Genomic DNA, 22120 nt, shown 5'->3' on the forward strand with positions numbered 1-22120 from the left:
GGTAGGCGAAGGTACACAACTCCTGACGGCACGCTCGCCCGGGCGGCCAGAGGTCTGCCGCCCGGGCGAGCGTGCCGTCAGGAGTTGTGTACCTTACGCAGCGGTCGGCTCCTGCTGCAGCAAATGGCAGTCTTTGTACTTCTTGCCGCTGCCGCAGGGGCAGGGCGAGTTGCGGCCGAATTTGCGACTGCGCAAACTCCGGATCCATTCGCGCGGGTCCACGCTCAGGCGCAGGAAGCGTTTCTTGGGGTTCTGGCGCAGCGCCCGGCTTAGCAGCTGGTACAGCTCAGGGTGGTGTTCCTGCAGCTTCTCGGGCTTCTCGAAAAAGTACTCGGTTACCACGGCAAAAAACTCGGCTTCGTTGGTGCCCGCGTAGTCATTGATTTCTGAGTTGCCGGCCCGGATGGCGGCAATTTCGCGCTGCATCACGGCTTCCCACTCCGGGCGCAGCTCGGGGGGTAGGGCCAGGGCCGGCACACCGTCAATTACGCCATCGGCCTCATCCAGCAGGTGGGCAAACTCATGAATGCCCACGTTCTGCTTGTCCATAGCATCCTGGAAGCCTTGTTCCAGGGAGGCTTTCGAGAGGCGCATGTAGTGGGAGGTCTGGAACCCCTGCACGCTCCCCAGCAGGGTGCCTTCCAGGCCCACAAACTCCTTGTTGGGGTCGCGCTGCTGGGTCCAGGCGTCGGGTACTACCAGCACTTCGCTCAGGTTGGCATACTCCCAGTCAGGAAAGCCGAACACCGGAATTACGGCCGAGGCCGCCACCAGCACGCGGGTCGTGTCGTCGATGTCGGTCTGAATGCCGGTTACGCGGGTCTGGGCCAGAAACACCTGCACTTTCTTCTCGAAACGCAGCTTGTCACCGGGCGTGAGCGAGAGGTAAAAGGCCACACGTTGGGCCAGAATCTGTCGCCACTCGGCCGGAAAGTCGGCGGCGGCAGCGGCCTGCTTCAGGCGCGCTTCGCGGGTGATGTACCGGTAGAAGAAATAAGCCACCACGGCAACCAGGGCGGCAAATAGGAAATACTGCATGGGGCGCTAAACGCGCCAGCGGCCGGGAGGTTGTGCACCCGGCTTGTGGCCGCCAAACTACAGCACCTCGGGACCCAGCTGCTCGCGCAGCCGCTCCCGGAGCAGGTCCAGCAGCACATGGTCAAGGAACTGAAACTTATCGGGAATGCGCAGATTGATCAGGCGCTTGCCGGCCAGCGCTTCCCCAAACTTCTGCCGCAGAATATCAGCGTGCCGGCGCTCCATTACCAGCACCACATCGGCCCAGCCCAGGTGCCCGGCCGTTACGCGCACCCGGGCGCCCGGCTCGGTGCCGGCGGAGCGGGCTTCGTAGCGCGGATGCTGGTCGAAGAGGCGCTCGGCCGAAAGGCTGCGCCAGCGGTTCTGGCTGCAGATAAACAAAAGTTTTTGGGGCGGAGCGGTTGCGGAAGAAAACGCCAAGGCGCTATTGCGTGGATGGAACAGGCGCAAGGTAGCACCGGAAAGGCAGCCCCCGGCATCGGCTGAGGCGTGGTTGCGTATGCTACGGAGCAGCTTCGGGTACCCGCCCGGCCGCCTGGCCACCGGGTGGGCCCCGGCGGAACCCTTGGAGGTTGCTGGTAAGAATGATAAGTTAGGTTCTCTGTACCGCCCATGGCCTCGTCTTCCACCTCTTCGCCTAAGCACCACCAGCTGTACGCCGCCCGCCCCGACGAGGCGCTGCTGCGGGCCTTGCGCGAGGACGACAAACTGGCCTTTGCCGAAATATATGAGCGCTACTGGGAGCTGCTGCTGGGTGTGGCCTACCGCAAGCTTCACTCCCGCGAAGCGGCCGAAGAAGTAGTGCAGGACCTGTTTGCCGCCCTCTGGCTCAAGCGCCGTACCCAGGCTATTCAGCACCTGAAAAGCTACCTGCTGAAAGCAGCAAAATACCGGGTAATTGATGTGCTGAAGGCCCGCCTGACCCAGACCGCGTACCTGGAGCGTACCCGCCCGCACGTGATGCCGCAGGACCATAGCACCGAAGAAACCGTTGCCGCCGACGACCTTTCGCTGGCCTTGCTGGCCAGCCTGATGCGCCTGCCCGAGCACACCCGGGAGGTATTTCGGCTGAGCCGGCTGGAGCACCAGTCGGTGCCGGAAATTGCGGTGCGCCTGAACCTGTCGCGCAAAACCGTGGAGTACCACCTCACCCGCGCCCTGAAGGCCTTGCGCGTAAGCCTGCGCGATTTTCTGACCCTGGCCCTGGTGTGGTGGTGGTAACGTTGGGGCCGCGGGCAGTAGGCCGGCGCCAGAGCAGTCGCTACTTTTTAGAAAATTTTTCGGGGCAGGACTAGGGTGCGGGCCCGGTTGATCGACTGTAGGAATAGCGCGCCTCTTGTCGTCACGCTGTTCGACCATGAAACACCCCGACCTACTCACCCTTTTGCGGCGATACCAGCAAGGCGAGTGCACCCCCGAAGAGAAGCGGGTGGTAGAAAACTGGTATGCCCTGCTGGGCGAGCAGCAGCCACCCCTTACCCTAAGCCCGGCGGAGCGGGAACAATTGCGTGCCTCGCTCTGGCAACGCGTTGAAAACCAGCTCGCCGCCGAGGATGAGGATGCCGCTTCGATGGGCCCAGCGCGGCCCTGGTACGCGGGGCGGTGGCCCTGGGCGGCCGCGGCGGCATTGGCCGTCGGGCTGGGGGTAGCAGGAGGCAAGAAGCTGCTAACGGCTCCGGCGGCCGGACCTTCAATAGTCGCCGGCCCGGGGCGGCAGGCTTCCGGCTGGCACTCTTACCACAACACCACCCGGCAGTACCGGCGCATCCGGCTAGCGGATGGCAGCACGGTGGAGGTGTCGCCGGGAGGTCAGCTGAAGTACCCGCGCCAGTTCGCAGATCGGCACCGTACCGTTTACCTGCAGGGGGAGGCCTTCTTCACCATTGCCCACGACAAGGCTCATCCCTTCCGGGTGTATACCAACCAAGTAGTAACTACCGTGCTGGGCACCAGTTTTTTAGTACGAGCTCCGGCCGGAGGGGCCCCGGTGGTGGTGAAGGTGCGTACGGGCCGGGTGCAGGTAACTCCCCGGGCCGTGCCTGCTGCCGCAGTCCGGCCGGCCAGCCTGGTGGTGCTGCCCAACCAGCAGGCCGTGTACTCGCCGGGACAACAGGCGCTGCAGCGCGAATTGGTTGCCGAGCCCCTGCAGCTGGCGGCGCAGTCGTTTGCCTTCGATGACCGGCCGGTAGCGGAGGTGCTGGCGGCCCTGGAAACAGCCTACGGGGTAGCCATTGACTACGATGCCCAGGCCCTGGCCGGCTGCACCGTCACGCTGCATCTGGGAGATGAATCACTGTACGGCAAGCTGGACGTGCTCTGCAAAACCCTTGGGGCCAGCTACTCCACCGTTAACGCGCGCATTCTGTTCCGAAGTCCGGGCTGTGTGGCCCACTAGTTTTCCTTACCGTCCAATGTTGTTGCTGCCCTACCTGCTGCCTATGGTGAAAACGCTGTAATTCCGTTGCCTACCCCCGCCCTTGGTGGGCGCGGCAACTCCCACCGGCGCTCAGCGCAGCCCCGGTTGCCGCGTCTCTCGCTCCCTCGCGAAATGCCTTTGTAGTCGTGAGCCACTCCTTCCAATTCCCACACGCATGAAAAATCCCCTACCTTTTTTTGCCCCGCTTCAGCTGAAGCGGGCGGCGCTGCTGCCGCCTTTGTGTTTGGCGGTACTGAGTAGCGCCGCGGCCGCGCATCCTTTCTCGCAGCAATACCTGGAGCAGCCCGTTACCCTGCAGGCCCAGGACGAGACCATGCAGGCCGTGCTGACCACGATTGAAAACCAAACCAAGGTGCGCTTTCAGTACAGCCGCCAGCTGATTGGGGCCGGCCGGCGGGTGTCTATCCAGGCCGAAAACCAGCCCCTGGGCCAGGTATTGCACCGCCTCTTCGACCCGTTGCGCATTGCCTACGAGCCCCTGCCCAGCGGCATCGTGCTCAAACCCGCCGCCAAGCCTGCGGCCGATATTACCGTCAGCGGGCGGGTGCTGGACGAGAAAGGCTCCCCCTTGCCCGGCGTGAACGTGGTCGTGAAAGGCACCAGCATTGGCACCCAGACCGATGCCGACGGCCGCTACACCCTCGCGGCGCCCGAAGGAGCTACCCTGGTGTTTTCGTTTGTGGGCTACACGGCCCAGGAAGTGGCCATTGCGGGCCGCACCAGCATCGACGTATCGTTTGCCCCCAACCAGGCCCAGCTCAATGAGGTGGTGGTGGTGGGCTACGGCACCCAGCAGAAGCGCGACGTAACCGGCTCCATTGCCTCGGTAAAGGGCGACGTGCTGGTTAACCAGGCTTCCCAGAACCCGGTCAGCTCCTTGCAGGGCAAGGTGGCCGGCGTGCAGATTACCAACAACGGCCAGCCCGGCGCTTCCCCCCAGATTCGCATCCGGGGCACGGGCTCCATCCAGGGCAGCGCCAACCCCCTGTACGTGGTGGATGGCACCTTCGTGGACGACATCAGCTTTATCAACCAAGAAGATATTGCCTCTATTGAGATTCTAAAGGATGCCTCCAGCGCGGCCATTTACGGGGTGCGCGCCGCCAACGGGGTAGTGCTGGTGACCACCAAGCGCGGCAAGGCCGGGGCGCCGCGCATCAATTACAACGGTTTCGGGGGCGTGCAGCGCGTGACCAACAAGGTGGACATGGTGGACGCGGCCGAGTACGCCACCCTCATCAACGAACGCACCGGCACCCAAACGCTGGCTACTAACCTGCCCAGCACCGACTGGTTTGACCAGATAACGCGCACGGCGGCCATCCACAACCACCAGCTTAGCCTTTCGGGCGGCTCGGAGAAGATAAGCTACAGCCTGAGCGGCAGCTACCTCAAGCAGCAGGGCATCGTCAAGAACAACGACTACGAGCGGATTACGGCCCGCCTGCAAACCGATTTCAGCCCCACCGACCACATTAAGGTGGGCTACAGCGCCATCTTCCAGAACTTCCGCTCCACCGATGTGCCGGCCGACGTACTGTTCTACCAGGCCTTTGTGGCCCCGCCGGTGCTGCCCGTGTTCAAGGCCAACGGCAACTACGGCGACGCGGCCGACTTCCCGCTGGGCAACTTTGCCAACCCCAGCGCCACGCTGGCCCGCTATAACCAGAAATCCAACGGGCAGCAGCTGGTGGGCAACATCTACGCCTCGCTGAATTTCCTGAACGCCTTCACCTTCCGCACCAGCCTGGGCCTGAACTACGGCATTGCCCAGTACCGCAACTACCAGGCAAAGGACTCGCTGACGACTACCCAGTTTGCCCAGCGCAGCCTGCTGACGGCCTCTAACGGCAAAAACAACCGCTGGCTCTGGGAAAACACCCTGACCTACGACAAAACCATTGCCGACGACCACCGCCTGACTTTCCTGCTGGGCGTCTCGTCGCAGCGCGACCAGTCCAACCAAACCATTGGCTCGGTGAACGACGTGCCGTACTTCAGCGAGTCGTCGCTGTACCTGGGGCTGGGCACGGCCACTACGGCCCGCATCCAGACCAACGCCGACAAGTTCACGTTTGCCTCCTACTTCGGGCGCCTGAACTACGCCTTCCGCGACCGGTACCTGCTCACGGCCACCCTGCGCCGCGACGGCTCCTCGAAGTTCTCGCCCGATAAGCGGTTCGGGACCTTCCCCTCGGTGGGGGTAGGCTGGGTGGTTTCGGAAGAGGTATTCCTGAAAGACGGAGTGTTCGATCAGCTGAAGCTGCGGGCCAGCTGGGGCCGCCTGGGCAACAACAACATTCCCTCCAGCATCTCCATTCTCACGGTCAGCAACTCACCGGGCTACACGGCTATTTTCGGGGGTAGCCCCTTCCCCGGCCGCAACGTGAATGCCCTGGAAGCCCGGGTGCTGGACTGGGAAACCACCACTGAAACCGACGCCGGAATTGACGTAGGCTTCCTCGATAACCGCCTCACGGCTACCCTGGACTTCTACAACCGCCGCGTCAATAAAGCCATCTTCGATATTCCGATACCGGGCACGGGCGGCCTGGCCGACCCCCGGACCCGCGGCAACTACGCCAGCCTGCGCAACCGCGGCGTGGAGCTGACGGTGGGCTGGAACAACCAAACCACCGAGCGGTTCAGCTACACCACGGGCTTCAACGTCACCTACAACCAGAACCGGGTGCTGGATCTGCAGGCCATTGGGGCCGATTTCCCGAGCGGCAACCTGCCCGTGGGCGGGGTGCAAACCACCATTACCCGCGTGGGGCTGCCCCTGGGCTCCTTCCTGGGCTACGTAGTGGACGGCATCTTCCAGACCGAGGACGAGGTTAACAACTCCCCGCAGGCGGGCTCCGGCGCCGCGCCCGGCTCTTTCCGCTACCGCGACCTGAACAACGACGGGGTAATTGACGCCAACGACCGCCAGATCATCGGCAACCCCAACCCGCGCTTTACCTACGGCGTGAACCTGGGCTTCCGCTACGCCAGCTTCGACGTGGCCCTGGACGTGCAGGGCGTGGCCGGGGTGGAAATCTACAACGCCACCAAGGGCGTGCGCTACGGCAACGAAAACTACACCCAGGACTTCTACGACAACCGCTGGCGGGGCCCCGGCACCTCCAATTCCTACCCCTCGGCCGCCATCGGGGGCTCGGACCTGAACGCCAACACCTGGTACGTGGAGAAGGGCGACTACATCCGGCTGCGCAACGTGCAGCTGGGCTACACCCTGGCCAAATCCTTTGCCAGCACCCTGCGGGTGCAGGGCATCCGCTTCTACGCCAACGCCCAGAACCCCCTGACGCTGTTCAAATACAAGGGCTTCACGCCGGAGGTGGGGCAGTTGCGCGGCAGCAGCGGCAACACCAGCCAGGGCATTGATCTGAACGTGTACCCGCTCTCGGCTACCTACAACCTGGGCGTGAACGTGACTTTCTAACCACCCCGTAAACTTCCCACCCCATGCTACCTGTATCAGTCGCCCTTAAGCGTAGTTTGCTGGGCGCCCTCTGCCTGGCCGCCCTGGCGGGAGGCACCGCTTCCTGCAGCAAATCCTTCCTCGACGTGGACCCCCAGGGCCAGCTCCCGGCCGAGGGTTTTTTCGAAACGCCGGAGCAGGCCATAGAAGCCACCAACTCCATCTACGGCAACCTGCGCAGCTGGCCCCTGGTGGCCTTTGCCCACCTGGCCGTGACCACCCTTACCTCCGACGACGCCGAGAAAGGCAGCGTGGCCGGCGACGCCTCCTTCCTCAACGACTACGACAACTTCACCTTCACCTCCAGCCAGGGCATCCTCAACGATTACTGGCTGGGTCAGTACCAGGGCATCAACCTCTGCAACCAGGTGCTGGCCAACGTGCCCGGCATCAGCATGGACGCGGCCCTGAAAAACCGCCTGCTGGCCGAAGCCAAGTTTCTGCGGGCCCACCACTATTTCAACCTGGTGCGGGCCTTCGGTGGCGTGCCCCTGGTGCTCCGGCCCGTTACCTCCAGCAGCACCCCCGACGAGATTAATCCCCTGCGCAACACCCGCGAGGAGGTGTACGCCCAAATTGTGACCGACCTGACGGAGGCCGGCGCGGTGCTGCCCGTCAGCTACCCCGCCTCCGACCTGGGCCGGGCCACCAAGGGCGCGGCTCTGGGCCTGCTGGCCAAGGTGAAGCTGTACCAGAAGCAGTGGGCCGAGGTGCTGGCTCTTTCCGATCAGGTCATCGGGCTGGGCTACTCCCTGGCCCCCGACTACGAGAAAATGTTCCGGATTGCGGGCGAAAACGGGCCGGAGTCCATCTTCGAGATTCAGGCCCAGACCATTCCCGGCAACTGCGACGCCTCCAACAGCCAGTGGGCCGAGGTGCAGGGCGCCCGCCCGCAGTTCGGCTGGGGCTTCTTCAACCCCACCGCCGACCTGGAAAACGCCTACGAGCCCGGCGACAAGCGCAAGGACGCGACCATATTGTTCCGGGGCGAAACCACCGCCGAAGGCGACAAGATTGACGCTACCGCCCCCAACCCCCGCTACAACCAGAAGGCCTACGTGCCCTCGTCGGTGGACCGTGCCTGCGGCTACGGCAAGGACCAGAACATCCGCCTTCTGCGCCTGGGCGAAGTCCTGCTCATCAACGCCGAAGCGGCCAACGAGCTGGGCCAGACCACCAAGGCCCTGACGGCCGTGAACCGAGTGCGCGCCCGCGCCGGTCTGGCCCCCCTGACCACCACCGACCAGGCCGCCCTGCGCCAGGCCATCTGGAAGGAGCGGCGGCTGGAGCTGGCCATGGAAAATGGGGACCGGTTCTTTGACCTGGTGCGCCAGGGCCGTGCCGGCACCGTGCTCCGGGCCCAGGGCAAGCAGTTCGTGGACGGGAAAAACGAGGTGTTCCCCATTCCGCAGCAGCAGATTACCATCACCGGGGGCAAGCTGACCCAGAACCCCGGCTACTAACCTAGTAATAGCAGGAGCGCCGGCGTAGTTAGCTGCCCCGGCGCTCTTTCGTGCTACCTCTCCCGTTCCCACCCTCATGAAAAAGCATTGTCTCCTGCTGGCCTTGCTCTGCGGGCTGCTGCCCGGCCTGCTCCGGGCCCAGCAAAAGTCCGCCCCCCAAAAAGCGCCGGCCCCCGCTGCTACTGCCAGGTTCGACCCCCGGCAACGGCCCAAAAACCTCACCGACGAGCAGCTGCTGGACCTGGTGCAGCGCCAGACCTTCCGCTACTTCTGGGACTTCGGCCACCCCGTGTCGGGCATGGCCCGGGAGCGGAGCAACGTGGCCTACGATTACGGCAATGAGGTAGTAACCACCGGCGGCACGGGCTTCGGTATCATGGCCATTATTGTAGCCGCCGAGCGCCAGTGGATTGCCAGGGAAGAAGCGGCAGCGCGCATCTACAAAATCGTGCGGTTTCTGGAGAAGAAGTCCGACTCGTTTCACGGCGTGTTTCCGCACTGGCTGAACGGGGCCACCGGCAAAACCATCCGCTTCAGCCAGAAGGACGACGGGGGCGACCTGGTGGAAACCTCCTTTCTGTTCCAGGGGCTGATCTGCGCCCGCCAGTACTTCACCGGCGAAAGCGCCACGGAGCGGGATTTGCGCAACCACATCTTGTGGCTGTGGGAAGGGGTAGAGTGGAACTGGCACCAGCAGGGGGGCCAGAACGTACTGTATTGGCACTGGAGCCCCAACAACGGCTGGAGCATGAACCACCAGATTCACGGCTGGAACGAGTGCCTGATTACCTACGTGCTGGCCGCGTCCGCGCCCAAATACGCCATCGACAAGAAGGTGTACGACCAGGGCTGGGCCACCGGCGACTACTTCAAAAACGGCAAGGAGTTCTACCAGACCAAGCTCCCCTTGGGCTTCGATTACGGCGGGCCGCTGTTCTTTTCGCACTACAGCTTCCTGGGCCTCGACCCGCGCGGCCTTAAGGATCAATACGCCGATTACTGGCAGCAAAACCAGGCCCACACCCGCATCAATTACGCCTACTGCGTACAGAACCCCAAGCAGTACAAGGGCTACGGCCCCAACAGTTGGGGCCTGACGGCCTCCGACAGCCCCAAAGGCTACGCCGCCCACTCGCCCACCGAAGACCTGGGCGTCATTTCGCCTACCGCGGCCCTCTCGGCCATGCCCTACGCGCCCAAGGAGTCAATGGCGGCTTTGAAGCACTTCTACTTTGATCTGGGGGACAAAATTTGGAGCCAGTACGGTTTCGTGGATGGCTTTAGTGAGCACCACAACTGGTACGCCAAGTCCCACCTGGCCGTCGACCAGGGCCCCATCGTGGTCATGATTGAAAACCACCGCACCGGCCTGCTCTGGCGCCTGTTCATGAGCAGCCCCGACGTGCAGCGCGGGCTCGGGAAGCTGGGCTTTGAGGGCGCGCAGGTGAAGAAGTAAGCTGTTGAAGTGTTAAAGACCACAATTTGCTCTGTCATCCTGAGTGCAGCGAAGGACCTTATCACGTCTGAACGAAATCATTAGGTAGTAGCGCTGAAATGATAAGGTCCTTCGCGGCGCTCAGGATGACAGGAGTGAGGTAATGTCGAATAGTGCCCCACCGCCCCGCTAACTTCCTACCCCCACCCATGCGCCAAACCCTACTTCTGTGCCTGGCGGTGCTGCTGAGCCTGGCTACTGAGGCCCAGCCTATGGCCAGCCCGGGCGGGCAGCGCACGTACTGCAACCCGCTCAACCTCGACTACGGCTACACGCCCATTCCCAACTTCGCGGAGGCCGGCCGGCACCGCGCCACCGCCGACCCGGTTATTACCCTCTACAAGGGCGACTACTACCTGTTTAGCACCAACCAGTGGGGCTACTGGTGGAGCCCGGATCTGTACAGCTGGAAATTCGTGCCTCGCCACTTCCTCAAGCCCGAGCACAAGGTATATGACGACCTCTGTGCCCCGGCCGTGTTCGTGCTGGGCGATACGCTGCTCGTGTACGGCTCCACGCAAGAGAAGAACTTTCCCATCTGGATGAGCACCAACCCCAAGGCCGGGGAGTGGAAGGAAGCTGTGGACCCCTTCCAGGTAGGCGCCTGGGACCCGGCTTTTTTCCTGGACGATGACGGCAAGCTTTACCTCTACTGGGGTAGCTCGAACGTGTATCCGCTCTACGGGCAGCAAATCAGCCGCAAAACCCTGCAGCCCATCGGGCAGCGCAAGGAGCTGTTCAAGCTGAATGATGAAAAGTTTGGGTGGCAGCGCTTCGGCGAATACTTAGATAACACGTTTCTCGACCCCTTCATGGAGGGCGCCTGGATGACTAAGTATCAGGGAAAGCACTACTTACAATATGGCGCGCCGGGCACCGAGTTCAGTGGCTACGCCGATGGCGTGCAGATAAGTGACAAGCCCCTGGGCCCCTTTACCCCCCAGAAGCACAACCCCTTTGCCTACAAACCCGGCGGTTTCGCCCGCGGAGCCGGTCATGGCAACACCTTCCAGGATACCTGGGGCAACTGGTGGCATTTATCGACCATGGTGGTATCGGTAAAAAACAATTTTGAGCGCCGCCTGGGGTTGTGGCCCGCCGGCTTCGATAAGGATGGGGTGCTGTACTCGAACACCGACTTCGGTGACTACCCCCACTACCTGCCCAAAGGCCCCGCTGACCACCTACAAAGTCGCTTTACGGGCTGGATGCTGCTCAACTACCAAAAGCCGGTGCAGGCCTCCAGTACGCTGGGCGGCTACCAGCCCAACTATGCCGTCGATGAAAGCATAAAAACCTATTGGAGCGCTAAAACAGGCAATAAAGGCGAGTATCTGCAGACGGATTTGGGCGAAGTAAGCACCGTGCACGCCATCCAGATCAACTACGCCGACCAGGACGCCGAGTTCCTGGGCAAGCAGCAGGGGACCTACCACCAATACAAGCTTTGGGAGTCGAAGGACGGTAGGAAATGGAAGCTGCTGACGGATAAAAGCCAGAACAAAACCGACGTGCCTCATGACTACATCGAGCTGGAAAAGCCGGTGCAGACGCGCTACCTCAAACTGGAAAATATCCATATGCCCACGGGTAAGTTTGCCCTCAGCGGACTACGAATTTTTGGCAAGGGAAACGGTTCAGTACCCAACCAAGTCAAAGGTTTTGTAGTATTGCGAACCGAGAAGGACAAGCGCAGTGCCTGGCTAAAATGGACTCCTTCCGCTGATGCGTACGCCTACAACATCCACGTAGGCGTGGCGCCCGACAAGCTCTACAGCTGCATACTGGTGCACGGAGCCGCTGAATACTACTTCAAAGGCATGGACAAGGACCTGCCCTACTACTTTACCATCGAGGCCCTCAACGAAAACGGCGTTTCCGCGCGCACTCCCGTCGCGGAAGTGAAGTAGCGTTGTGCGTTTTGTCCGGTGACAGTAGAACGTGTTATGCTGAGCCCCGCGAAACATCTCTACCGCTGACTAATCAATAGTCGTCAGGCTCCCCCTCTCTCTGCCGGAGAGGGGGCCGGGGGGTGAGGCGCCCCGCCAGAACAAAGCGGTAGAGATGCTTCGGCTGCGCTCAGCATGACGGGCTGGGAGTACTTTCCAGTCCATAGCTCGCCCATCTGACTTCGCCTATTTCCTAATTCCATTCCCACATGAAACGAGTTTTTCGTACCGCTTTGCTTATGTCGCTGGGCCTGCTCGCGCCACAGCTGCAGGCTCAGAAACCAGCTGCTACCACGACTACCCGCGCCGCGGCCGCCGATGAGGACAAGATGAACAAGTTCATCGCGGACCTGATGCAGAAGATGACGCTGGAGGAGAAAATTGGCCAGCTGAACCTGATAACGGTAGGCTTCGACGTGACCGGCCCGGTAGTAAGCAAGGACGTGGACGCCAACATCCGCAAGGGCAACGTGGGGGCCGTGCTGAACACGTTTACCCCGGTGGCTGCCCGCAAGCTCCAGGAAATGGCCGTGAAGGAGTCGCGGCTGCACATTCCGCTCATTTTCGGCTACGACGTCATTCACGGCCACCGCACCATCTTCCCCATTGCTTTGGGCCTGGCTTCGAGCTGGGATTTGACCGCCATTGAGCGCAGTGCCCGCATTGCCGCCGAAGAGGCCTCGGCCGACGGATTAAACTGGGTGTACTCGCCCATGGTGGATATTGCCCGCGACCCGCGCTGGGGCCGCATCAGTGAGGGCTCGGGCGAGGACCCCTACCTGGGCTCCCAGATTGCCCGCGTGATGGTGCGCGGCTACCAGGGCGACGACCTCTCGAAGAACAACACCGTCATGGCCTGCCTGAAGCACTTTGCCTTGTACGGTGCTGCCGAAGCCGGCCGCGACTACAACACCACCGACATGAGCCTGGTGCGCATGTACAACGAGTTCCTGCCGCCCTACAAAGCCGCCCTCGATGCGGGCGCGGGCTCGGTTATGTCTTCGTTCAATGACATCAACGGCGTGCCGGCCACCGGTAACAAGTGGCTGATGACTGACCTGCTGCGCAACCAGTGGGGTTTTAAAGGCTTTGTGGCTACCGACTACACCGCCATTAATGAAATGACCGCCCACGGTATGGGCGACGATGCCCAGGTATCGGCCCTGGCCCTGAACGCTGGTATTGACCAGGACATGGTAGGCGAGATTTTCCTGCGCAACCTGGCCCAAAACCTGAAAGACGGTACCGTGAAGCAGGAGCAGATTGACCAAGCCTGCCGCCGCATTCTGGAAGCCAAGTGGAAGCTGGGCCTGTTCAAAGACCCCTACCTCTACACCAACGAGAAGCGCGCCAAGGCTACGATGATGAAGAAGGAGTTCATTGCCGATGCCCGCGACATTGCCCGCAAGAGCATGGTGCTCCTCAAAAACAGTAACAACGCCCTACCCCTCAAAAAGCAGGGAACCATTGCCTTGGTGGGCCCCTTGGCTACCCGCCAGCGCGACATGATTGGCTCGTGGAGCGGGGCCGGCGACTGGAAACAAGCCGTGTCCTTGGAGCAGGGCATCCGGAACGTGGCCGGCAACGGCGTGAAGATCGTAACGGCCCAGGGCGCCAATTTCACCGACGACCAGCAGATGATTGACCGCCTCAACGCCCACGGCGGCGAGCTGAACGTGGACAAGCGCAGCTCGGAGGAAATGATTCGGGAGGCGGTGCAGGTAGCCCAGGGCGCCGACGTAATTGTGGCTGCCGTAGGGGAGAGCCAGGGCATGACCGGCGAGGCCGCCAGCCGCGCCGACATTGGCCTGCCCGGCCAGCAACTGGAGCTATTGAAGGCCCTCAAGAAAACCGGCAAGCCCCTGGTAATTGTACTCATGAGCGGCCGCCCCATGACGTTGCCCTGGGAAGATAAAAACGCCGATGCCATCCTGGAAACCTGGTTTGCGGGCACCCAGGCCGGCAACGCCATTGCCGATGTGCTGTTCGGGGCCTATAACCCCTCGGGCAAGCTCACGGCCACCTTCCCCCAGCACGTAGGTCAGATTCCGCTCTACTACAACCACAAAATGACTGGTCGGCCCTACCAGGGCGTGGCGCTGGATAAGTACAAGTCGCGCTACATGGACGTGAGCAACGACCCGCTCTATCCCTTCGGTTACGGCCTGAGCTACACCACCTTCGAGTACGGCAAGCCCGAGCTGAGCACCACCACGCTGCCCATGAACGGCACACTGGACGTGAAAGTGACCGTACGCAACACGGGCAACTACGACGGTGAGGAGGTAGCCCAGCTGTACATCCGGGACATGGTCGGCTCCATTTCGCGGCCCGTGAAGGAGTTGAAAGGCTTCCAGAAGTTCATGCTGAAAAAGGGAGAAAGCCGCACGCTCACCTTCCGCCTCACGCCCGAGGACCTGAAATTCTATAACGCCGACCTCAAGTTTGTGGCCGAGCCCGGCGACTTCCAGGTGTTTGTGGGTGGCAACTCCCGCGACGTGCAGACGGCCGCCTTCAAGCTGGCTGCTCAGTAAGAGCCAGAACTACCTGCGCCTTGTTGTGGGACGAGCGCGCGGGGGCTTCCGGAAGCTAACCCGCTGATAGGGGAGTGGGTTAGCACGCCGGAAGCCATTTTCAACAGCAGCGCGAAGTTTCCTCGAAGGAAGCTTCGCGCTGCTGTTTTCAAGGCACTGTCATTCCGAGCGGAGCGAGGAATCTGGGTTGCTCTCAGGAAGCTGACTCATATTCCTCACTCCGCTCAGGGTGCTATTGGCTGAGTGAACCGTGTGGCGTAAACAGCCCCCAACAGAACGTCATTCCGAGCCCCGCGAGGAATGACCGGTTTTCTTTGCTATCCACATGGCCTGGAATCAGGTTGATGCTTACGATGGACCGACTAACTGTCATTTAGTCAATAGCGCACGGAAAGCTGGCAACCCCGACGTAGCAGATTGCCCGCAGGAGCTGCAACTTGCTGCTGCGTATCTTCCCCGAGCTTTCTTGCCCGGCAAGACATGCCGAACTCTCTTTTCCTTCCCACCATGCTGATTGACCGCATTAGCCGGCCGGCTTCCCTCGGGGAGCAGCCTCAGGCTCAGGTACTACCCCCCGCCTTGCCTTCAACCCTCCGCCGCTTCCGCCGTGGCGCGCTGCTGCTTTGTGGCCTGCTGCTACTGGGAGGCGCGGCGGAGGCCGAGGATATTCAGTCGCCGAACAAGCAGTTTACGCTCAGCGTGAACGTGCAGGAGGGCGGCGTGCCTACCTATAGTCTCACCTACAAAGGCCGGCCCGTGCTGAAAACCAGCCGCCTGGGCCTCGACCTGAAAAACACCACCGCCCTAACTAGCGGCTTCACCCAAACCAGCGCCGAGCGCCGGACCTTCGACGAAACCTGGCAGCCGGTGTGGGGCGAAAGCAAGAACATCCGCAACCACTACAACGAGCTGGCCGTGACCCTCACCCAGGCGCAAACCAACCGCGTAATGCGGGTGCGTTTCCGGGTGTTTGATGATGGTCTGGGCTTCCGCTACGAGTTTCCCCAGCAGAAAGGCCTCGACTACTTCACTATTAAAGAGGAGCGCACGCAGTTTGCCCTGGCCGGCGACCACAAAGCCTTCTGGCTGCCCGGCGACTACGACACGCAGGAGTACAGCACCGTTACCTCCAGGCTCTCGGAGGTGCGCGGGCTGATGAAGGCGGCTACTACCCCCAACGCCTCTCAAACCCCGTTTTCGCCCACCGGCGTGCAAACGCCCCTGATGCTCAAGAGCCAAGATGGCCTCTACATCAACATCCACGAGGCGGCCCTGATTGATTACTCGGCCATGCACCTGGAGCTGGACGACAAGAACATGGTGCTGGAAAGCCACCTCACGCCCGACGCGGTAGGGGACAAAGGCCTGCTCCAAACGCCAGCCAACTCGCCCTGGCGCACGGTAATCGTGAGCGACAAAGCCGGCGACATTCTGCTCTCCAAGCTGGTGCTGAACCTCAACGAGCCCACCAAGTTCAAGGACGTTTCCTGGATTAAGCCCGTGAAGTACGTGGGCGTGTGGTGGGAGATGATTACGGGCAAGAGCACGTGGTCGTACACCAACCAAGACAACATCAAGCTCGATTCCATCGACTACCGCAAGGTGAAGCCCAACGGCACCCACGCCGCCAACACGGCCCACGTAAAGGAGTACATTGACTTTGCGGCCAAGCACGGGCTGGATGGCGTGCTGGTGGAAGGCTGGAATACCGGCTGGGAAGATTGGTTCGGCAAGCACAAAGACTACGTGTTCGACTTCGTGACGCCCTACCCCGACTTCGACGTGCAGGAGCTGAGCCGCTACGCTGCCAGCAAAAACATGAAGCTTATCATGCACCACGAAACGTCGGGCTCGGTGCGCAACTATGAGCGCCACCTCGACACGGCTTTCCAGTTCATGAACAAGTACGGCTACAACGCCGTGAAAACCGGCTACGTGGGCGACATCGTGCCCCTGGGCCACAAGCACTACGACCAGTGGATGATCAACCACTACAACTACGTGCTGGAAAAGGCGGCCAAGTATAACATCATGGTGAACGGCCACGAAGCCGTGCGCCCCACCGGCCTTTCGCGCACCTACCCCAACCTGATCGGTAACGAGGCCGCCCGCGGCACCGAGTACGAGTCGTTCGGGGGCAACAACGCCGACCACACCACCATTCTGCCCTTCACCCGCCTCATTGGCGGCCCCATGGACTACACGCCCGGCATCTTCCAGACGCGCATCAGCACCTTCAACCCGCAGAACAACTCCTTTGTGCACAGCACCCTGGCCCGGCAGCTGGCCCTGTACGTGACCATGTACAGCCCCCTGCAGATGGCGGCCGACATGATTGAGCACTACAACCAGCACCTCGACGCCTTCCAGTTCATCAAGGACGTAGCCGTGGACTGGGACGACACCCGCGTGCTGGAAGCCGAGCCCGGCGACTACATCACCTACGCCCGCAAAGCCAAGGGCAGCCCCAACTGGTTTGTCGGGAGCACCTGCGACGAGCGGGGCCGCACCTCGAAAATCGACCTGAGCTTCCTGGAGCCCGGCAAAAAGTACGTGGCCACCATCTACGCCGATAAGAAGGATGCCCACTACGAGAAAAACCCCCAAGCCTACCAGATCCGCAAGCAGAACGTCACTAGCAAAACCAAGCTGAGCCAGTACTGCGCCCCCGGCGGCGGCTACGCTATCAGCCTGATGGAGGCAAAGTAACTCTTTGCTAACAAGTAGATTGAGTAAGAAAAGGCCCGGCTGGAATCCATGGATTTCAGCCGGGCCTTTTCAGTTTGACTTGGTGTATAGATGTAACAGCTTGGGGTAGTAAACCAGATAGTCAGGGAAGTTAGCCACAAGCCGTTTGTCATGCAGAGCCGGAGGCGAAGCATCTGTACCGCTTCGTTCCCATACAAGGAGTTAGCCAGAGGTAGAGATGCTTCGACTGCGCTCAGCATGACGTTCTAATTACTTGAGCAGTTAAGCAGCTTAGTTCACCAATAGGGTCATGATGGAGCGGGGGCGGCTAGTGGCCTGGGCGGCCTGGCCCTTGATCCAGAGCTGAAAGGGCTGCTCCTTATCGGTTTGGTTCATGACCACCACGGCTACCTTGCCATCGGTGTTCAGGAAGGCCGTGGTTTGCAGCACGTCGCGGCTGGAGGCGGTGGCGATGCGCCGGGCGCCGGGCCGCACAAACTTGCTGAAATGGCCAATGTAGTAGTAGGCGTTGGTATAAATCAGCTGCCCGCTGCGGGTGTCGCCGATGACGGGGGCGTAGCAGAAGTTGCCCACGTGGTTAGGCCCGCCGGTTTCATCGAGCAGGATGTTCCAGTCGGTCCAGGCCACGGTGCCGGCGTTGAAGTCGTTGATCATCGAGTTGCCGTACCGCTCGCCCAGCTTCCAGTCCTGCACGTTGCCCAGCTGGAAGTTCTCCACGCAGCCTTCCGTGAAGATGAGGTGCTTGTCGGGGTAGGTTTCGTGTACGCGGCGCAGGTTGTCGAACTGCATGGCGCTGCCGGTCCAGGTTTCGTACCAGTGGTAGCCCAGGCCCCAGAAGTACTTGCTGGCTTCGGGGTCATCGAAGAGGGTAGCGGCCCGCTGAAACGCCAGGTCGCGGTTGTGGTCCCAGCCGATGAGCTTCTTGTCCTGGAGGCCGCTTTTGTGCAGGGTAGGGCCCAGGTAGTTTTTCACGAAGTCGCGCTCCTCCTCAGCTGTGAAAATGCACGACTCCCACCGCTGCTTGGCCATGGGCTCGTTCTGCACCGTGAGACCCCAGATGGGGATGCCGGCCTTCTCGTAGGCCTTGATGAACTTCACGTAGTAGTTGGCCCAGCTCTGGCGGAACTCGGGCAGCAGCTTGCCGCCCTGCAGCATGTTTTTGGTGTCCTTCATCCAGGCCGGCGGGCTCCAGGGGCTCACGTAGAACGTGAGCTTGCCGCCCGCCGCGGCCGTGGCCTGCTTAATGAACGGCATCTTGTACTGCTCATCGTGCTTCAAGTCGAAGGTTTTCAGCTCCTTGTCGCCGTCCTGCACGTAGGTGTACGTGTCGCTGGAGAAGTCGCAGCTGTTGATGTTGGTGCGGCCCAGGGTGTAGCCAATGCCCTGGCTGGGGCTGAAGTAAGCCTGCAGAAACTCTTGCTGCCGGGCCTTGGGCAGCCTGGCAAACGTTTCGGCTGAGGCGTCGGTGAGAGCCGCGCCTATGCCCACCATGGTCTGGAACGTATGGGTAGGGTCCACGAACACCGTGGGCTGGGTTTCCAGGGGCTGACCCACCTCCTGGAAGCTAAGTTTGTCGGTGGCCGAAAGGCGCAGGTCGGTTTGGTTGGCGGTGGTGTACACCTGCACCTGGCGGCCGGCCGCGGAGTAGGCTTTGGGTGAGGGGGCGGATTTCTGGGCGAAAGCTGCCGTACTCAACCCAGAGGCCAGCAGCACGGCTACAACAGTTTTTTGCATATAGGAAGCGGAGATGTGCAAGTGAGAACCACGCGGGCGCGGCCGGTTTGAGCTGCCCCCCCGGCGCGGCCGGCCCTTACCAGACGTACGTCCCGACGGCTCCCCCGTCGAGCCGGGTAGTAACTACCTGGCCGCGGTACCGGATGTCGAACGTTTGGGAAGCGCCCGTGTTAAGCACGATGAGCACTTTCTGGCCGGAAGGAGTTTTGAAGGCCACATTCGGCAGGGTGCCGGGCAGGTTGGTGGCAATGCGCACCGAGCCCGGCCGCGCGAACTTGGCCGCGTGGGCCACCGTGTAGTAGGCCGAGTTGCGCGTGACGGCGTTGCCGCTGATGGTGAGGGCGCCCAGGCAGGTACTGCACCCACCAGTGGTGTGCGGGCCGTAGTTCTGGTCGGCGGCCAGGTTCCACTCCAGCACGTTGCGGCTCCAGTTGCGGGTAGCCCCGATGATGAGGTTGTCCAGGTGCCAGCTCAGGTCGGCGGCGAAGTTGCCGGGGCCGCCGGTCCACTGCTCCGTGAAATACACGTGCTTGTCGGGGTAGGCATTATGCACCTGGCTCATGGTCGAAATAGACCCCCCGTAAAGGTGAAAGGCCGAGCCATCGACGTACTGCCGGGCCTCAGGGTCCAGCAGAATGCTCAGGGGGTAGTCGGGCCGGTCGAGGTTGTGGTCGTAGAGAATGATTTTGGTACTCAGGCCCGCCGCCCGCAGCGCCGGCCCCACATGGTCGCGGATGAAGGTGGCCTGCTCGGCGGCCGTCATCAGCATGCTGGGGTTGTTGCCCCCGTGCAGGGGCTCGTTCTGCAGCGTAATGGCATCCAGCCGGATGCCCTCGGCCTGCATGCCCCGCAGGTACTGCACAAAATACTGGGCGTAGACAGCATAGTACTCGGGCCGCAGCGAGCCGCCAATGTAGCTGCCGTTGGTTTTCATCCAGGGCGGGGCCGTCCAGGGCGAGCCCAGCAGCTTAAGGCTGGGATTGATAGCCAGAATTTCCTTGAGCACCGGAAGCAGGTGCTGCCGGTCGGGGGCCAGGCTGAAGCGGGCCAGGGTGGGGTCGGTCTGCCCGGTGGGCAGGTCGTTGTAGGTGAAGGGGCGCTCATCCAAATCCGAAGCCCCGATGCTCAGGCGCAGGTAGCTGGTCCCGATGTGGCCTTCATCGGTGGCAAACAGCTCTTTCAGCAGGGCGGCGCGGTTGGGGGCGCTCATCTGGTTGAGCAGCTGGGCACTGCCCCCCGTCAGGGAGTAGCCGAAGCCGTCTATGGTCTGGTAGGTGCGGGTAGTGTCCACGTCAATGGTGGGGTTGCTGCCCGTGCCGGCCTTGAAGTTCAGGGTTACTGCCTGCTTGCTGAACAGGGCCGTTTTATCCGGCGTGGTAAGCCACAGCGCCACCTGCGAGGGCCCGGCCGTAGTAGGTGGGGGCGGTGCCGTGGGGGGCTGGGGGGTAGGGTCGGAGCCGGCGTTGCCGCCGCAGCCCCCCAGAAGCAGGGCACCACCCAGCAGGGCCGCGGCAGCGCCCGGGTAAACGCGCGTGAGTAGCTGCATACAATAACAAAGTGACGGAGCCACCGGGCTGCCTACCATACATAGGTGCCCGCCGCGCCTGGGTTGAGCGTAGTCGTAAGGGTTTTGCCCTGGTGGCGTAGGCTGAAAGCCCGGGACGCTGGCGTGTTGTTCTGCACCAGCACTACCCGCTGCCCGGTCGGGGTTTTGAAGGCCACGTTGGGCAGGGTCTCGGAGGCAGTGGAGGCAATGCGCACCGAGCCGGGGCGCACAAATTTGCTGGCGTGGGCAATGATGTAGTAGGCATCTTCGCGCCGGACGGTGTTGCCGTCCAGGGTGAGGGCTCCGCGGCACTCGGTGCAGCCGCCGGGCGTGTGCGGGTTCTGCTGCGGGTCGGCGGCCAGGTTCCACTCCAGCACGGTGCGGGCCCAGTTGCGGGTGGCCCCAATCATCAGGGTGCGGATGTGCCAGGGAAAGTTGTCCTCAAACTTGCTTTTCGAGCCCACCCACTGCTCCGTGAAGTACACGTGCTTGTCGGGGTGGGCGTCGTGCACCTGGCTCAGGGCCTCAACGGGGCCGGCGTAGAGGTGAAAGGCCGAGCCATCGACGTACTGCCGGGCCTCGGGGTCCTGCAGAATGCTCAGGGGGTAGTCGGGCCGGTCGGCGTTGTGGTCGTACACGATGATTTTCGTGTCGATTTTCTCCTGCCGGAACGCGGGTCCCAGGTGGCGCTTCACAAATTCGGCCTGCTGCTCGGGCAGCATGAGCAGACTGGGGTTGTTGCCGGGGTGCAGGGGCTCGTTCTGCACCGTAATGGCATCAATCCGGACGCCCTCCGCCTGCATGCCCTGAATGTATTTCACGAAGTAGCGGGCGTAGGCGTCGTAGAACTCCGGCTTCAGAGAGCCGCCTTTGGAGTCCCCGTTGGTTTTCATCCAGGTGGGCGGCGACCAGGGCGAACCCAGCAGCTTGAGGCTGGGATTAATGGCCAGAATTTCCTTCAGTACCGGAAGCAGGTGCTGCTGGTCGGGGGCCAGGCTGAAGCGGGCCAGGGTGGGGTCGGTCTGCCCGGCGGGCAGGTCGTCGTAGCTGAACACGCGGGCGTCCAGGTCGGAGGCGCCAATACTCAGGCGCAGGTAGCTGACCCCGATGTTGTTTCCATCCGTAGCAAACAGCTCCCGCAGAATAGCCCGGCGCGCCTCCGGGCTCATGGCATGCAGCGGCTCGGCGCTGCCGCCCGTCAGGCAGTACCCAAACCCATCCATGGTCTGGAAGGTCTGCTTTTCGTCGATTTCAATCACAGGTGTGCCGGCCGCCGGAGCCGCCAAGTTCCAGCGCAAGGCCGTTTGGGGCTGAAACAGCACCGATTTGTCGGGATTGGTCAGCCAGAAGGCGGCGGTGCCTTTCGCGGGAGTGGCGCCCGTTTGGATCGGGCGTTGGCAGCCGGCGCCTACCCCCAGCGCAAGCAGGAAAGCCAGAGAGCGGGCGGCGTAAGGAAGGGTAAACATGCGGGGCAACAGGGAGAGGAAGGACAGATGCCAGGCTACCGGATAGTTTGGTCCGTAGGGTGGCCAAGGCGTTGGGAAGATGCACGGGGGTAGGGAGCGGGCATATGGTGGAGCCCAAGCCGCCGGGCAGGAAACTGGCAGCTCGCCGCACCGCACAGAAGCGGCATCAGCCAAATATATTGGCCTTCCAGTGGAGAATACAAGCCTTGAAAACTGTGTTTCCACCGCTTAGCGGTTGCTTTATACGCTTACCGCACACGCC

The 22120-nt window shown here is 62.0% G+C and carries 13 protein-coding genes; 8 read left to right on the top strand and 5 right to left on the bottom strand.

The genetic code is table 11. The features are described 5' to 3' along the window. Window positions 1-93: 93 nt before the first annotated feature. Window positions 94-1038: a zinc-dependent peptidase gene (locus GGU46_RS11160; RefSeq protein WP_183403629.1), complete on the bottom strand. Its 945-nt coding sequence runs from the start codon at window positions 1036-1038 to the stop codon at window positions 94-96. A 57-nt stretch (window positions 1039-1095) separates the two neighbouring features. Continuing rightward, window positions 1096-1419: a low molecular weight protein tyrosine phosphatase family protein gene (locus GGU46_RS11165; RefSeq protein ID WP_246398998.1), complete on the bottom strand. Its 324-nt coding sequence runs from the start codon at window positions 1417-1419 to the stop codon at window positions 1096-1098. 231 nt (window positions 1420-1650) lie between these two features. Between GGU46_RS11165 and GGU46_RS11170 the strand changes: the two genes are divergently transcribed. The 8 genes from GGU46_RS11170 to GGU46_RS11205 all read left to right on the top strand — a co-directional run bounded on the left by GGU46_RS11170 (window position 1651) and on the right by GGU46_RS11205 (window position 17112). Beyond that, complete coding sequence (locus GGU46_RS11170) at window positions 1651-2259, top strand: RNA polymerase sigma factor (protein WP_183403631.1); 609 nt, start codon at window positions 1651-1653, stop codon at window positions 2257-2259. 136 nt (window positions 2260-2395) lie between these two features. After that, complete coding sequence (locus GGU46_RS11175; protein WP_183403632.1) at window positions 2396-3433, top strand: FecR family protein; 1038 nt, start codon at window positions 2396-2398, stop codon at window positions 3431-3433. Window positions 3434-3629: 196 nt separating this feature from the next. Beyond that, complete coding sequence (locus GGU46_RS11180) at window positions 3630-6923, top strand: SusC/RagA family TonB-linked outer membrane protein (RefSeq protein ID WP_246398997.1); 3294 nt, start codon at window positions 3630-3632, stop codon at window positions 6921-6923. A gap of 23 nt (window positions 6924-6946) precedes the next feature. Next, complete coding sequence (locus GGU46_RS11185; RefSeq protein WP_183403633.1) at window positions 6947-8425, top strand: RagB/SusD family nutrient uptake outer membrane protein; 1479 nt, start codon at window positions 6947-6949, stop codon at window positions 8423-8425. Between the two features lie 76 nt (window positions 8426-8501). Continuing rightward, the gene (locus tag GGU46_RS11190) at window positions 8502-9881 is read left to right on the top strand and encodes a glucoamylase family protein (RefSeq protein WP_183403634.1); all 1380 of its coding nucleotides are present in this window, start codon (window positions 8502-8504) and stop codon (window positions 9879-9881) included. 188 nt (window positions 9882-10069) lie between these two features. Further along, the gene (locus tag GGU46_RS11195; protein ID WP_183403635.1) at window positions 10070-11830 is read left to right on the top strand and encodes a family 43 glycosylhydrolase; all 1761 of its coding nucleotides are present in this window, start codon (window positions 10070-10072) and stop codon (window positions 11828-11830) included. 248 nt (window positions 11831-12078) lie between these two features. Then, window positions 12079-14403, top strand: a complete 2325-nt coding sequence (gene bglX, locus GGU46_RS11200; protein ID WP_183403636.1) for a beta-glucosidase BglX — start codon at window positions 12079-12081, stop codon at window positions 14401-14403. A gap of 480 nt (window positions 14404-14883) precedes the next feature. Further along, a complete protein-coding gene (locus GGU46_RS11205; RefSeq protein WP_246398996.1) occupies window positions 14884-17112 on the top strand; it encodes a glycoside hydrolase family 97 protein in 2229 nt (742 codons plus the stop codon). A gap of 270 nt (window positions 17113-17382) precedes the next feature. Here the strand turns inward: GGU46_RS11205 and GGU46_RS11210 are convergent, their stop codons facing one another. The 3 genes from GGU46_RS11210 to GGU46_RS11220 form a co-directional block, all read right to left on the bottom strand. After that, on the bottom strand, window positions 17383-18846 hold the full coding sequence (locus GGU46_RS11210; RefSeq protein WP_183403637.1) for a glycoside hydrolase family 30 protein: 1464 nt from the start codon (window positions 18844-18846) through the stop codon (window positions 17383-17385). Window positions 18847-18922: 76 nt separating this feature from the next. After that, complete coding sequence (locus tag GGU46_RS11215; RefSeq protein ID WP_183403638.1) at window positions 18923-20392, bottom strand: glycoside hydrolase family 30 protein; 1470 nt, start codon at window positions 20390-20392, stop codon at window positions 18923-18925. Between the two features lie 32 nt (window positions 20393-20424). Then, the gene (locus GGU46_RS11220) at window positions 20425-21858 is read right to left on the bottom strand and encodes a glycoside hydrolase family 30 protein (protein WP_183403639.1); all 1434 of its coding nucleotides are present in this window, start codon (window positions 21856-21858) and stop codon (window positions 20425-20427) included. Window positions 21859-22120 lie beyond the last annotated feature (262 nt).

It is taken from the genome of Hymenobacter latericoloratus, from assembly GCF_014199535.1.
Taxonomy (GTDB): Bacteria; Bacteroidota; Bacteroidia; order Cytophagales; family Hymenobacteraceae; genus Hymenobacter; species Hymenobacter latericoloratus.